Origin of the sequence: Aurantimonas litoralis (assembly GCF_026153195.1) — a bacterium.
GTDB classification, from domain to species: Bacteria; Pseudomonadota; Alphaproteobacteria; order Rhizobiales; family Rhizobiaceae; genus Aurantimonas; species Aurantimonas coralicida.
The window spans coordinates 82,641-96,687 of record NZ_JAPFBM010000007.1 but is presented as its reverse complement, the minus strand read 5'-3'; the positions used below and the strand labels follow the sequence as shown (position 1 = coordinate 96,687).

The 14,047-nt window shown below is 66.6% G+C and carries 10 protein-coding genes; 3 read left to right on the top strand and 7 right to left on the bottom strand.

The window, feature by feature from the left end; all coding sequences use genetic code 11:
* The first annotated feature begins 342 nt into the window (after window positions 1–342).
* The gene (parE, locus tag N7I30_RS15020; protein WP_029703125.1) at window positions 343–2,367 is read left to right on the top strand and encodes a DNA topoisomerase IV subunit B; all 2,025 of its coding nucleotides are present in this window, start codon (window positions 343–345) and stop codon (window positions 2,365–2,367) included.
* A gap of 50 nt (window positions 2,368–2,417) precedes the next feature.
* A complete protein-coding gene (locus tag N7I30_RS15015) occupies window positions 2,418–3,008 on the top strand; it encodes a hypothetical protein (RefSeq protein WP_024350647.1) in 591 nt (196 codons plus the stop codon).
* Between the two features lie 9 nt (window positions 3,009–3,017).
* On the opposite strand, the gene N7I30_RS15010 is transcribed toward N7I30_RS15015, so the two are convergent.
* A complete protein-coding gene (locus tag N7I30_RS15010; RefSeq protein WP_498639920.1) occupies window positions 3,018–3,722 on the bottom strand; it encodes an alpha/beta fold hydrolase in 705 nt (234 codons plus the stop codon).
* Between the two features lie 144 nt (window positions 3,723–3,866).
* On the opposite strand from N7I30_RS15010, the gene N7I30_RS15005 reads away from it, so the two are divergent.
* Complete coding sequence (locus tag N7I30_RS15005; protein ID WP_498639918.1) at window positions 3,867–5,429, top strand: DEAD/DEAH box helicase; 1,563 nt, start codon at window positions 3,867–3,869, stop codon at window positions 5,427–5,429.
* Window positions 5,430–5,450: 21 nt separating this feature from the next.
* Here N7I30_RS15005 and hflX read toward each other — a convergent pair whose 3' ends face one another.
* From hflX to ntrC, 6 genes are all read right to left on the bottom strand, one after another.
* A complete protein-coding gene (gene hflX, locus N7I30_RS15000; protein WP_188076785.1) occupies window positions 5,451–6,839 on the bottom strand; it encodes a GTPase HflX in 1,389 nt (462 codons plus the stop codon).
* A complete protein-coding gene (gene hfq, locus N7I30_RS14995; protein ID WP_024350643.1) occupies window positions 6,840–7,088 on the bottom strand; it encodes an RNA chaperone Hfq in 249 nt (82 codons plus the stop codon).
* A 307-nt stretch (window positions 7,089–7,395) separates the two neighbouring features.
* Window positions 7,396–8,772: a Trk system potassium transporter TrkA gene (gene trkA, locus N7I30_RS14990; protein WP_498639915.1), complete on the bottom strand. Its 1,377-nt coding sequence runs from the start codon at window positions 8,770–8,772 to the stop codon at window positions 7,396–7,398.
* A gap of 141 nt (window positions 8,773–8,913) precedes the next feature.
* Window positions 8,914–10,278: a nitrogen assimilation response regulator NtrX gene (gene ntrX, locus N7I30_RS14985; protein WP_187389723.1), complete on the bottom strand. Its 1,365-nt coding sequence runs from the start codon at window positions 10,276–10,278 to the stop codon at window positions 8,914–8,916.
* 19 nt (window positions 10,279–10,297) lie between these two features.
* The gene (locus tag N7I30_RS14980; protein WP_498639913.1) at window positions 10,298–12,517 is read right to left on the bottom strand and encodes a sensor histidine kinase NtrY-like; all 2,220 of its coding nucleotides are present in this window, start codon (window positions 12,515–12,517) and stop codon (window positions 10,298–10,300) included.
* Window positions 12,518–12,595: 78 nt separating this feature from the next.
* The gene (gene ntrC / locus N7I30_RS14975; RefSeq protein WP_024350639.1) at window positions 12,596–14,041 is read right to left on the bottom strand and encodes a nitrogen regulation protein NR(I); all 1,446 of its coding nucleotides are present in this window, start codon (window positions 14,039–14,041) and stop codon (window positions 12,596–12,598) included.
* Window positions 14,042–14,047 lie beyond the last annotated feature (6 nt).

Here is a 14,047-nt window from a genome sequence, read left to right as displayed (position 1 = left end):
TCCGAACCGGTCGCCGGCTGCCGGCGGCGACCATCGGGTCTTCACGGACCGAACGGGAGGGGGTGCCATCGGCGCCCCCTTTTTTATTGCAGTGAAGACGCTGGTCATGCGGGGCGCCGGAGATGCTGCCCCGGAACCATTCGGGCGGCGGCCAGCTCACCTGTCCCGGTCGCAGCGCCGGAAACCGTGGATAAATCCGACAATCGGCGCTTTCCCTGCCCCCCGCAGGACCGGGCGCTTGAAGAACATTTCGTGAAAGTATAGGCATCTCGGCATGGTTTACGAGCGCTCGACCCCAACGACGCGCGTCATGTGGCGATCCGCCAGGGAGTTCGCCGCGCGATGAGCGACGATCTGTTTTCCGGCAACGCCGCGCGCCAGCCGCGAGCGCCGAAGCCCAGCGCCAAGCCGCGCCCGGCAGCCAATCTCCAGGAACCGGCCGAATACACCGCGGCGGACATCGAGGTCCTCGAAGGGCTCGAGCCGGTCCGGCGGCGTCCCGGCATGTATATCGGCGGCACCGACGAAAAGGCGCTGCATCACCTCTTCGCCGAGGTCATCGACAATTCGATGGACGAGGCGACCGCGGGGCACGCCAATTTCATCGAGGTGGCGCTGGAAGCCGACGGCACCCTGTCGGTCGCCGACAACGGGCGCGGCATCCCCATCGATCCGCACCCCAAGTACCGCGACAAGTCGGCCCTCGAAGTCATCATGACGACGCTGCATGCCGGCGGTAAGTTCGATTCCAAGGTCTACGAGACCTCAGGCGGCCTGCACGGCGTTGGCGTGTCCGTCGTCAACGCCCTATCCGAGACGCTCGAGGTCGAGGTCGCCCGCAACCGCAGGCTCTACCGCCAGACCTATTCGCGCGGCCACGCCCAGACCGGTCTGGAAGAGATCGGCGACGTCCAGAACCGCCGCGGCACGCGGATCCGGTTCCGGCCCGATCCGGAGATCTTCGGCGCAGGTGCCCGCTTCCGTCCCGAACGGCTGCTCGCGATGGCGCGGTCCAAGGCCTATCTCTTCGGCGGCGTCGAGATCCGCTGGGCCTGCGACCCCTCGCTGCTACCCGCCGACGGCAGCGTGCCGTCCCGCGACACGTTCCATTTCCCGGGCGGCCTGAAGGACTATCTCGACGGCACGCTCGACAAGCAGGGCCGCGTCACCTCGCAGATCTTCGCCGGTCGCACCGAGAAGGTCTCCGGCCACGGCGCGGTCGAATGGGCGGTGAGCTGGACCGCCGACGACGGCTTCGTCCGCTCCTACTGCAACACCATCCCGACGCCGGAAGGCGGCACCCACGAAGCGGGCCTCCGTTCGGTACTGCTGCGCGGCCTCAAGGCCTTCGCCGAGGTGTCCGGCAACAAGCGTGCCGCCGTGATCACCGGCGACGACATCATGCTGACGGCCTCGGCCATGCTCTCGGTCTTCATCCGCGAGCCGGAATTCGTCGGCCAGACCAAGGACCGGCTGGCCACGGCCGAGGCCCAGCGCATCGTCGAGCAGTCGATGCGCGATTCCTTCGACATCTGGCTCGCCTCTTCGCCGCAGGACGCCGCGCGGCTGATCGACTGGGTCGTCGAGCGCGCGGACGAACGGCTGCGTCGCCGCCAGGAAAAGGAAGTCAGCCGCAAGAGCGCGACGCGCAAGCTGCGCCTGCCCGGCAAGCTGGCCGACTGCTCCCAGAGCGGTTCGGTCAATGCCGAGATCTTCATCGTCGAGGGCGATTCCGCCGGCGGCTCCGCCAAGCAGGCCCGCGACCGCAAGGTGCAGGCGATCCTGCCTTTGCGCGGCAAGATCCTGAACGTCGCCTCGGCGGGACGCGAGAAGTTCGGCGCCAACCAGCAGCTCGCCGATCTCATCCAGGCGCTGGGCTGCGGCACGCGGTCGAAATACCGCGAAGAGGACCTGCGCTACGAGCGCGTGATCATCATGACCGACGCCGACGTCGACGGCGCGCATATCGCCTCGCTGCTGATCACCTTCTTCTACCAGGAGATGCCGGAACTCATCCGGGGCGGTCACCTCTTCCTCGCGGTGCCGCCGCTCTACAAGCTGACCCAGGGCGGCAAGACCGCCTATGCCCGCGACGACGCCGACCGCGAACGCCTGATCGCCCGCGACTTCAAGGGCCGCGGCAAGGTCGAGATCTCGCGCTTCAAGGGTCTCGGCGAGATGCTGCCCGCGCAGCTCAAGGAAACCACCATGGACCCGCGCAAGCGCACGCTGCTGCGCGTCCACATGGACGAAACGCCTGAGGCCGGCACCTCCGGTGCGGTCAACGCGCTGATGGGCAACAAGCCAGAGGCGCGCTTCCGCTTCCTGCAGGACCGCGCCGCCTTCGTCGAGGATCTGGACATCTGACGGGCACGCCCCGTAAGAGAGCGACCAGATCCGGCACAGGGAGTCCGAAGATGGTCATTCGTTCCGCAAGCACCTTCGCCGGCGTCAGCCTGGCGGCCCTCATGATGGTCCAGAACGCGGCTCTGGCGCAGGCGACCGACGCTGCGCCTGCCGCGGCCCCGGTTGCCGAACAGGCGGCCCCCGCCTCCCCGGCTGCCACGAATGAAGCCGCCCCCTCAGCACCCGCGACCGCTGCACCGGCGGCCGGCGGCGCGGGCGATCCGGCGGCAGCTGCCGAAGCGCTCTCGCCGCTCATCGAGGACGTGCAGATCGTCGGCCCGTGGTCGGACGGCGACGTTCAGGGCGTCTGGCGCACGATCATGGTCCAGTCCCCGGCCGACGAGACGGACTATCATTTCTTCGTCCAGCAGCTCGAAGGAAGCGGCACCAACCTGACGCTGCGCTCCAGCACCGAGATCCGGGAACTCAACCAGATCGAGGGCGCCGTCGTCGGCTACCGCGCCGACGAGCCCAGCGAGACCGAGCCCAACAGCCTGTCGCTGTTCTTCGATCTCCTGCCCTCGGACGGCGAGATCGCCGAGACCTACGAGCTGCACTTCTTCCCGGACCAGCCCTACATGTTCGGCCCGGCGACCAACTGAGCCGACTGCTCAGCCTGCGGCGGCCTCGGCGAGGCTGCGCCGCAGGATTTCGCTGGTGCGGCCCGGCCGCTCCATCGTCACCATGTGCCCGGTCGCCGGCAGCATCTCCAGCCGCGCGCCCGGGATCGCCGCGGCCATTTCGAGCGCACGCTCCGGCGGGATGATCGCATCCGCCTCCCCGGCGACGATCGTCACCGGAACATGGATCGTCGGAAGCCGGTCGCTCTGGTCCGGCCGGTCGATGATCGCCTGCTGCTGGCGAACGAAACCCTCGACACCGATCGCCGTGGCCATTTGAACGATGCGCTCCCTGAGCGTCGCACTCGCCGTCTCCGGCGCGACGAGGCGCTCACAGAGCAGACGCGCGACCGGCTCGATCCCCTCTTCCCGTGCCGTCGCGATGAGCTGGTGGCGCATGGCAGTCTGCTCGGGCGTGTCGGCGCGGTGGCTCGTCGCCATCAGCGCCGCGGCCAGCACGCGCTCCGGCGCCAGTCGCAGCACCTCCAGCGCGACGTAGCCGCCCATGGAGAGACCGCAGAGCGCGAACTTGTCGGGTGCATCGGCCAGGAGCCGCTCCGCCATGGCGGTGACCGACGCGTCGCTGGTAGTATCGGCAATCCGGATCGGATGTCCGGCCAGCGCCGCGATCTGATCGCGATACAGGTCGTCGGTGCACAACAGGCCCGGAATCATGACAATTGATACGAAATTCATGATTTCTGCCCTGTAAATCCCGGTGAAAAGCCCCATTTGGGGCGTATCGGTTGACTCGCGCTCGTGCTCGCCCTATCGCCCCATGAGATGGGCTTTCAAACGCTACCGAACGCAACCTCCCATTTACCCAAGAGAACAGCTAGCTTGAAACTCTTTTCCGAACTCGGCCTGAGCGCCAAGGTTCTGGCTGCCGTACATGCAGCCGGATACAATGAACCGACGCCGATTCAGGAACAGGCCATTCCGCATGCGCTTGAGCGCCGCGATGTCCTGGGAATTGCGCAGACGGGAACCGGCAAGACCGCGTCCTTCGTCCTGCCGATGTTGACCATGCTCGAGAAGGGTCGCGCGCGGGCCCGCATGCCCCGCACCCTGATCATCGAGCCGACGCGCGAACTCGCCGCACAGGTCGCCGAATCCTTTACCCGCTACGGTCTCGACCAGAAGCTTAATGTCGCGCTGCTGATCGGTGGCGTCTCCTTCGCGGATCAGGATCGCAAGATCGACCGCGGCGCCGACGTCCTGATCGCCACGCCGGGCCGCCTGCTCGACCATTTCGAGCGCGGCAAGCTGCTGATGACCGCGGTGGAAGTGCTCGTCATCGACGAAGCCGACCGCATGCTGGACATGGGCTTCATCCCGGATATCGAGCGCATCTGCAAGCTCCTGCCGGTCTCGCGTCAGACCCTGTTCTTCTCGGCCACCATGCCGCCGGAGATCACCCGCCTGACCGAACAGTTCCTGCAGAACCCGGTTCGCGTCGAGGTCGCCAAGCCGGCCTCGGCCGCGCTCACCGTGACGCAGCGCCTGGTCGCCACCAAGAAGGACGACTTCGAGAAGCGCGATACGTTGCGCCGGGTCATCCGCGACCAGACCGAACTGACCAACGCCATCATCTTCTGCAACCGCAAGCGGGACGTGGCGACATTGTTCCGTTCGCTGGAGCGCCACGGCTTCTCCGCCGGCGCGCTGCATGGCGACATGGACCAGCGTTCGCGCACCGCGATGCTCCAGGGCTTCCGCGACAACAAGATCCAGTTGCTGGTCGCCTCCGACGTTGCCGCGCGCGGCCTCGACATCCCGGCCGTCAGCCACGTCTTCAATTTCGACGTGCCGATCCATGCCGAGGACTATGTCCATCGCATCGGCCGCACCGGCCGGGCCGGACGTTCGGGCGCAGCCTTCACCCTGGCGACCAAGGCCGACAAGAAGCATCTCGACGCCATCGAGAAGCTGATCGGCAACGAGATCGAGTGGCTCGGCGAGCCGGTGAGCGCCGTTTCCGACGACGAGACCAGCGAGAAGCCGGCCCGTCGCAGCGGCAGTGGCCGTCGCTCGGGGTCCTCGACACGTCGTCGCGGTGCTGCTGCTGCAGCGGAGCCGGCAAGCGAGACGGCGCCGGAACAGGCGGTCGAAGCAGAACCGGCAGTGGTTCGCGCCGAAGCCGGCGAGCTGGATGTGCCCGTCGAGGCAATCGCACGCGACGCACCGGTCGAAACCGTCGAAGAGGATGTGGCACCGGTGCAGAAGCCGAGCCGCAGCCGTGCAGCCTCCAGCGATCGGGCGCGTCCCGCCGCATCGTCGTCGCGGACCCGTGGGGCCAAGCCCGCCGCGCCGCGTGGCGGCCGCAACGACGACAACGGCAAGTCGCCGGTCGGTTTCGGCGACGATATTCCCGCCTTCATGCTGATCGGGACCGGCACCTGACGGTGCCGGCCTGACCCGCTCTCAGCGCTGAAACGAAACGCCGGATGCGTGCTCGCTCATCCGGCGTAATTCTGTCCGGGCCTGCTTGGTGATGTCCATCGTCAGCGACACGGCGCCGTCCTCGCGGTCGTCGCGCGCCGTCACCGTGGCGTTCTCGTAGATCCACGGCACGAAGCCCATGGCATCGGGCGCCACGTCCACGGTCAGCGTCACCGTGCCGCCGCCGATCCGCCGCTCGATATCCACCAGCAGCGTGTCCACGCCGAAGCCGGTCACAGCCGACACCACATGCACGGCGTCGGTATCCGGCAGGCTCTCGCGCATCGTCGCCAGATGCTGAAGGCCGGCCTCGTCGAGCAGGTCCACCTTGTTCCAGATCTCGACCACGTGATCGCTGTCGTCCACGTCGATGTCGAGGTCGCGCAAGATCTTGCGCACGTCCTCGGCCTGGGCCAGCGTGTCGGGATCGGCCACGTCGCGCACATGTAAAACGATGTCGGCCTCGATCACCTCTTCCAGCGTCGCCCGGAAGGCCGCCACCAGATGCGTCGGCAGGTCCGAGACGAAGCCCACCGTGTCCGAGAACAGGATCTCGGTGCCGTGCGGCAGCGTCGTGCGACGCAGGGTCGGATCGAGCGTGGCGAAGAGCAGATCCTTCGCCATCACGTCGGCGCCGGTCAGGCGGTTGAACAGCGTCGACTTGCCGGCATTGGTATAGCCGACGAGAGCGACGACCGGATGCGGCGCCTTCTTGCGCTGGGCGCGGTGCAACTGCCGGGTCCGCCGGACCTGTTCCAGGTCCTTTTCCAGCCGCTTGATCTTCTCCTGAAGCTGGCGCCGGTCGGATTCGATCTGGGTCTCGCCCGGACCGCCGAGGAAGCCGGCGCCACCGCGCTGACGCTCCAGATGGGTCCAGCTGCGCACGAGCCGGCCGCGCTGATAGTTCAGATGCGCGAGCTCGACCTGCAGACGGCCTTCCTTGGTGCGCGCCCGCTCGCCAAAGATCTCGAGAATGAGACCGGTCCGGTCGAGAACCTTGACGTTCAGCTCCCGTTCCAGGTTGCGCTGCTGCACCGGGGTGAGCGGATGGTCGAAGACGACCAGCCCGATCTCCTCGCCGGCGATCACGCCCTTCATCTCCTCGACCTTGCCGGTACCAATCAGCGTCGCCGGACGCGGCCGCTGGCCGCTGACGATACCGCTGGCGACGATGTCGAGCCCGATGGCCGCGGCAAGGCCCATGGCCTCGGCCAGGCGCGCATCGTGGCTCCGGCGCGGCGCCTCGGCTGCGCCCGCCACATCGTCCTGCACGGGGTATTGCTTGAACACGGGGACATAGACCGCCGCCCGCGTCGGGACGGTCTTGTGTTCGATCGGGCCTCGCGGCCCCACTTCTCTATGTTCGGCCAATCAGTCTTTCCTGTCTTCGTCGCTGCCATCGTACATGTGCACGGGCTGGGACGGCATGATGGTGGAGATGGCGTGCTTGTAGACCAGCTGGGAATGCCCGTCGCGGCGCAGCAGCACGCAGAAATTGTCGAAGGAGGTGACGACGCCGGTCAGCTTGACGCCGTTGACCAGGAAGATCGTCAGCGAAATCTTCTGCTTGCGGACGGTGTTGAGAAAGAGATCCTGAAGGTTCTGCGTGCGTTCGGCCATGTGGTCCTTGTCCTGTTCTTATTGGCGTCGGCTGAACCGGTCTTTGCCGGTCGTTCCGCGCATTGTCCTGCACCCGTCGACCCGGGCAATACGGCTTCGTCGTCTCCCGCAGGTCTCGCCGCCGGACCTGCGGATGCTCACCTCTCCTGCGCGCAGAATCTGACAAGCCGGCAATGGCCGGCTCTGCCGCAAGGAGAACTCCCTTCGGACATGACACCGGCGCAGGCCGGACATCAAGCGCAGTCAGGCTCTCACGCCGACATTTATGTCGGCGCGGCTGCGCGCAACAGGGGGCGTCCCGCGCCGATCAGAAGAATTCGAGGCTGACCCGGAAGAGCTGTTCGACATGGCGCACGGCACCGGCCGCTGCGAAGATCACCACCCGATCCTTCGCCTTGATCTTGGTCTGGCCATCCGGGCGCACGAACTGGCCGTTGCGATAGATCGCACCGACCCGCAGATTGTGCGGAAGGTTCAGATCGCGCAGCGGCGTGCCGACCAGGGGCGAGGTTTCCAGCGCTTCGGCCTCGATCGCCTCGGCGAGCCCGTTCTGGATCGAATGCACGGCGCGGATGCGTCCGCGGCGCACATGCTGCAGCACCCGCGAGATCGTCACCGAGCGCGGATTGATGAAGGCGTCGATGCCCAGCGTGCGAGTGAAGGTCTGGTAGTCGGGATCGTTCAGCAGGGCGAGATTGCCCTTGCAGCCCAGCCGCTTGGCCATGACGCTGGAGAGGATGTTCACCTTGTCGTCATTGGTCAGCGCGACGAGGAGATCGGCCTCGGCGATGTCGGCCTCGTTGAGGATCGTCTGGTCGAGGCCGCTGCCGTGCAGGACGATGGTGCGCTTCAGACTGTCGGCGATGGTCACCGCCCGCTCGTGCTGGGTCTCGAGCACGCGGATCTTCGCGCCGAGGCTGCGCTTTTCCATCTGCTGGGCGACGTAGAAGCCGATATTGCCGCCGCCGACGATGACGATCCGTCCGGCTTCCGGCTCCTCGTGGCCGAACAGGCCCAGCGTCCGCTTCACGTGGCTGCGTTCCGCGACGACATAGGCGATGTCGCCGGCCACCATCTGGTCCGACGAGGCCGGCACGAACAGCTTGTCGCCGCGCAGGATGCCGACGACGGTCGCCTTCAGGTCGGGAAACAGATCGGTGAGCTGGGCAAGCGGCGTGTCGACCACCGGGCAGTCGTCCCGGCACTCGATGGCGACCATGGCGATGCTGTCGTCTGCGAACCGCACGACATCCATGGCGCCCGGCAGCGCGATCCGGCGCAGTGCCATCTCGCCGACCTCGACTTCCGGCGAAATGATCACGTCGATCGGCATGTTGTCGGTCGAGAACAGATCCTGCCAGTGCGAGCGCAGATAGCTCTGCGAGCGGATGCGGGCGATCTTGGTGGGCACGTTGAACAGCGAGTGGGCCACCTGGCAGGCGACCATGTTGACCTCGTCGTGCAGCGTCACGGCGATGATCATGTCCGCCTGCTCGGCGCCCGCTTCGGCCAGCACGTCCGGATGGGCGCCGTGGCCGACGAAGCCCCTTGCGTCGAGATTGTCGCGGATGTTCTGGACAAGCGAACGGGAGGTGTCGATCACCGAGACGTCGTTGCGCTCGGACGCCAGCCGTTCGGCAATGCCGTACCCGACCTGGCCTGCACCACAGATCACGACTCTCATCCGTTCCGCCCTTCAAACGCCGAACTCTTCAGAGCCGCGTTCCTAATGCTTCGCGAGGACGAGCGCAAAGGCCGCTCGCGGCCCCTGCCCGCGCGTCCCTCATTGACGGGCCTGGTGGGGCCGGTCGGTTCAGCGGAGAACCTAGATGCCGAGCGACTTCAGCTTGCGATGCAGTGCCGAGCGCTCCATGCCGACGAATTCCGCGGTGCGCGAGATATTGCCGCCGAAGCGATTGATCTGCGCCACCAGATATTCCTTCTCGAACACTTCGCGCGCGTCGCGCAGCGGCAGGGCCAGGATCTGCCCGTCCGACTGGCTCGGCGTCTGCGGCAGCATCTCGCCGACCTCGCGCGGCAGCATGTCGGCCGAGATCGTCGTCTCGGCGTCGCCTTCGCGCGACAGGATCATCAGCCGCTCGACATTGTTGCGGAGCTGGCGGACGTTGCCGGGCCATTCGCTGGATTGCAGCACCGCCATCGCCTCCGGGCTGATCGCCCGCGGCTTGATGCCGGTCTGCTCGCTGATCTGCGTCATGAAGGCTTCGATCAGCAGCGGGATGTCCTGGCGCCGTTCGGCAAGCGGCGGAACCTGCACCGGGACCACGGCGAGGCGATGGTACAGATCCTCGCGGAATGCGCCCTCGGCGATCATCGATTCCAGGTTCTGAGCCGTCGACGAGACGATGCGGACATCGACCTTCACGCGCTTCGATCCGCCGACCCGCTCGAAGGTCTGTTCGGTCAGCACGCGCAGGATCTTGTTCTGGGTTTCGCGCGGCATGTCCCCGACCTCGTCGAGGAACAGGACGCCGCCATGGGCCTCCTCCAGCGCGCCGACCTTGCGCTCGACGCCGGGAGGCGCCTCGGTGCCGAAGAGTTCGACCTCCATGCGGTCGGGCGTGATCGCCGCGGCGTTCAGTGCCACGAAGGGCGCATCCGCCCGGGCCGACCCGGCATGGATCGCCCGCGCGACCATTTCCTTGCCGGACCCCGACGCGCCGAGGATCATCACGCGGCTGTTGGTCGGAGCGACGCGCTCGATCAGCGTGCGCAGCTGGTTCATCGGATGCGACTTGCCGATCAGTTCGGCGAAGTCGGACGAGCGCCGGCGCAGCTCGGAAACCTCACGCTTGAGCTTGGAATTCTCCAGCGCCCGCTCGGCCACCAGGATCAGGCGATCGGCCTTGAACGGCTTCTCGATGTAATCATAGGCACCGCGCCGGATCGCCGACACGGCGGTCTCGATATTGCCGTGACCGGAAATCATCACCACCGGCACTTCGGGATGCTGCGCCTTGATGGCGTCGAGCAGGTCGAGGCCGTCGAGGCGGCTGCCCTGCAGCCAGATGTCGAGGAAGACCAGGCGCGGAACGCGCTCGGCGATCGACTGCAATGCGGCGTCCGATCCCCCCGCGGTCCGGGTCTCGTGCCCCTCGTCCTCGAGGATTCCCGCCACCAGTTCGCGGATGTCGGCTTCGTCGTCGACGATCAGGATGTCCGATGCCATCGATCTCACCAATCCTTTCTCATTTCCCGGCATTCTCCCGGATGTCCGCGTCTGCAAAGCCATCCGCCGGCAGGGTGATGCGGACCATCGCCCCCTGCGGCTGATCGGGCGCGTCGTCGAGTTCGATCGTCCCGCCGTGTTCCTCGATGATCTTCCGCACGATGGCGAGGCCCAGCCCGGTCCCCTTCTCGCGCGTGGTCATGTAGGGCTCCAGAAGCCGATCTCGATCCTCCCGGGGAAATCCCCGGCCATTGTCGCTGATCTCGACCAGATGCCGCTCCGGGCCCGGCACGGCGCGGATGCGGATCCGGCCGTCGGCGACCTCGGCGGTCTCGAGCGATTCCACCGCATTCTTGACGAGATTTCCGAAGGCCTGGGAGAGCAGGCGAATGTCGAAGGAGCCCAGCAGCGGCTCGTCGGGAATATCGGCAACAAACGAAATACCGTGATCCCCCATTTCCCGCATGAACACCGCTTCCCGCAACGCTTCGCGCAGGTCCTTTGGTTCCATGCGCGGCTTCGGCATCCGGGCGAAGGTGGAGAATTCGTCGACCATCCGGCCGATGTCGGAGACCTGCCGGATGATCGTCTCGATGCACCGGTCGAAAACCTCGCGGTCGTCCTCGATGCGCTTGCCGTAGCGCCGCCGGATGCGCTCGGCCGAAAGCTGGATCGGGGTCAGCGGGTTCTTGATCTCATGCGCGATGCGCCGTGCGACATCGGCCCAGGCGGAGGATCGCTGCGCGTCGACGAGATCGGTGATGTCGTCGATCGTCACGACGCTGGAACGCGCGCCCTCGCTCTCTTCCGACGAGGTGATGCGGATGGCCAGGACGCGCTCGCGATCGCGGATGCGCAGCTTCACCTGCTCCTGGAATTCGGGGCGCGACGAAGCCGTTGCGGCCTCGAAGACCTGGCCGATCGTCGGGAACGTCTCGGTGAGTGACCGGCCGACGACGGCCTTGGCGTCGACATGCAGGATCCGCTCGGCGGACGGGTTCAGCATCGACACCGAGCCGTCGCGTTCGACACCGATCACCCCCACCGTCACGCCGGACAGCACCGCCTCGGTGAAACGACGGCGTTCGTCGATGACGTCCTTGGCATGGACCAGCTCGGAGCGCTGGCTGCGCAGCTGCAGGATCATGTTGTTGAAGGTGTTGGACAGGGAGCCGACATCACCGTCCGAGGTCCGCACCGGGACCGAGACGGCGAGGTTGCCGCTCGACACCTCGTCCGCGGCGCCCATCAGCAGCCGGATCGGTCGCACCAGCCGGTCGGCGACGCCGATGCCGGTCCAGATCGCCGACAGGAGCACGATCAGCATGATGCCGAGATAGAGCAGCGCGAAGGCCACCTGCAGGCCCAGTCTATTGGCCTGGAGGCTGGAATATTCGGCCGAACGCTCCTCCATCAGCCGCAACGCGTCGAGCACTTCCGGATCGACCGCCCGCACCGTGTAGAGATAGCTGTTGGGCAATTGCCGCAGCTTGATGATCGCACCGACGAGATTGGTCACGCCGGGCGGGATGAACACCAGATTGCCATCCGCCGCGCGCTGCAGCGCGTCCTCCGGTGGGACCGGCAGCGGCCGCTCGACCGCCACATCGGCGCGCAGGAAGGGCGTGCCGTCGGCCCGCAGGATCTGCGCGCCAAGCAGCGAGCGCCCCTTGGCCTGATCGGTCATCAGGTTCTCGAAGCCGTTCTGATCGAGATCGAACAGTCGCCGCTGCTGGTCGAGATCGTAGGCCATCGACAGGGTCGAGCCCTGCAGATTGCGGGCGTTCTCGTTCACATAGGCCCGGGCGACGCTGATCGACGATTCCACAATGGTGCGCGTGCGGATCTCGAACCAGCGATCCAGCCCGAGATCGAGCGTCACGCCGGCGACGATGGCCACCAGCAACGCCGGCAGCGCCGCGACGATCGAGAACAGGGCGACGATGCGCACATGCAGGCGGGAGGCCGCCCTGCCCTGGCGACGCGCCCGGACCATGCGCAGCACCTCGCGCCCGATCAGAACGCAGAGCAGCACGACAAAGGCGCCGTTGACGATGGTGGCGATGGTGACGATCGTATCGGTCGGCGCGATCGGCGTCAGTCCCATCAGGACGACGAAGGAGATCGCGCCGGTGATCAGCGCGCCGACCACGGCGATCAGCCCCGGAACCAGCATGAAGCGACGGCGCTCCATGAGGAACGGAACCTCGGGCGCGCTCTGTTGGGGTGTCGAGCTCATGAATCACTGCAACCGGTCATCACGTTGCTACAATGCAACGGAATGTGGCCAAAGTGCAACGAGGCTGGAAAATGCCGCTCAGCGGATCGCGCGAATCACCGAGATGTCGAGATCGCGGATCTTCTTGCGCAAGGTGTTGCGGTTGACCCCCAGGAGATCGGCCGCCTTCACCTGATTGCCGCGCGTGGCCGCCAGCGCCGCAGCGATCAGCGGATACTCGACCTCGCGCAGAATCCGCCCGTGCAGCCCGGGCGGCGGAAGATCGTCGCCGAAGGAGGCGAAATAGTCGGACAGATAGCGCTCGACCGCGGCACTCAGGTCGATGGGCTTGCCGCCGTCGCCGTCGAGACCCGGTGTCTTGGCCACGTCGTTCGACAGCTCGTGCTCGACCAGCTCGGCGGAAATCTCGTCCTGCGGATAGAGCGCCGACAGACGCCGGATGAGGTTTTCCAATTCGCGGACATTGCCGGGCCACGGATAGCGCCGCATCACGTCCAGTGCGCCCTGGCTCAACACTTTGCGCGGCAGCCCCTGCTTCTCGGCCTCGGTGAAGAAGTGGCGCGCGAGATCGGCCAGATCCTCGATGCGTTCGCGCAGCGGCGGCAGGCGGAGCGGCACCACGTTCAGGCGGTAGAACAGATCCTCGCGGAACAGGCCGCGGGCGATGAGCTGGCGCAGGTCCTTGTTGGTCGCCGCGACGATGCGCACGTCGGTGGCGATGGGCGTGCGCCCGCCGACGACGGTGTATTCGCCCTGCTGCAGCACCCGCAGTAGCCGGGTCTGGGCCTCCATCGGCATGTCGCCGATCTCGTCCAGGAACAGCGTACCGCCTTCGGCCTGCTCGAAGCGGCCGCTGGTGCGGGCCTGCGCGCCGGTGAAGGCGCCCTTTTCGTGGCCGAAGAGCTCGGACTCGATCAGCTCGCGCGGGATTGCCGCCATGTTGATGGCCACGAACGGGCCTTTTCGCCGGCGGCCGTAATCGTGCAGCGCCCGGGCCACCAGCTCCTTGCCGGTGCCGGATTCGCCGGTGATGGTCACCGTCAGGTCGGTCTGCATCATCCGGGCGAGCGCCCGGTAGATATCCTGCATGGCCGGCGAGCGACCGACCAGCGGCATGGAATCATGCAGTTCGTCCGGCGCGTCCGGGCGCCGGCTCTCTTTCGGCTCCGACAGCGCCCGGCGGACGATGGCGACGAGCTCGGTCAGGTCGAAGGGCTTGGGAATGTAGTCGTAGGCGCCCTTCTCCGACGCCTTGATGGCGGTCATGAAGGTGTTCTGCGCGCTCATCACGATGACCGGCAGATCGGGCCGCGAGTTCTTGATCTTCGGCAGCGTGTCGAAGGCATTGCCGTCGGGCATCAGCACGTCGGTGATGACGAGATCGCCCTCGCCCGCCGCGATCCAGCGCCATAGCGTCGCGATGTTCGAAGTGACCCGCACTTCGAAGCCCGCCCGCATCAGGGCCTGTGAGACGACCGTGCGGATGGCGGAGTCATCGTCGGCAACGAGAATCTGCATGCTCATTCCAAT

Bases quoted from the DNA above. Each gene is read 5' to 3' on its own strand.
- parE (WP_029703125.1), top strand. From the start codon at position 343: ATGAGCGACGATCTGTTTTCCGGCAACGCCGCGCGCCAGCCGCGAGCG.
- N7I30_RS14980 (WP_498639913.1), bottom strand. From the start codon at position 12,517: ATGAGCTCGACACCCCAACAGAGCGCGCCCGAGGTTCCGTTCCTCATG.
- hfq (WP_024350643.1), bottom strand. From the start codon at position 7,088: ATGGCCGAACGCACGCAGAACCTTCAGGATCTCTTTCTCAACACCGTC.
- ntrC (WP_024350639.1), bottom strand. From the start codon at position 14,041: ATGAGCATGCAGATTCTCGTTGCCGACGATGACTCCGCCATCCGCACG.
- N7I30_RS15010 (WP_498639920.1), bottom strand. From the start codon at position 3,722: ATGAATTTCGTATCAATTGTCATGATTCCGGGCCTGTTGTGCACCGAC.
- trkA (WP_498639915.1), bottom strand. From the start codon at position 8,772: ATGAGAGTCGTGATCTGTGGTGCAGGCCAGGTCGGGTACGGCATTGCC.
- N7I30_RS15015 (WP_024350647.1), top strand. From the start codon at position 2,418: ATGGTCATTCGTTCCGCAAGCACCTTCGCCGGCGTCAGCCTGGCGGCC.
- ntrX (WP_187389723.1), bottom strand. From the start codon at position 10,278: ATGGCATCGGACATCCTGATCGTCGACGACGAAGCCGACATCCGCGAA.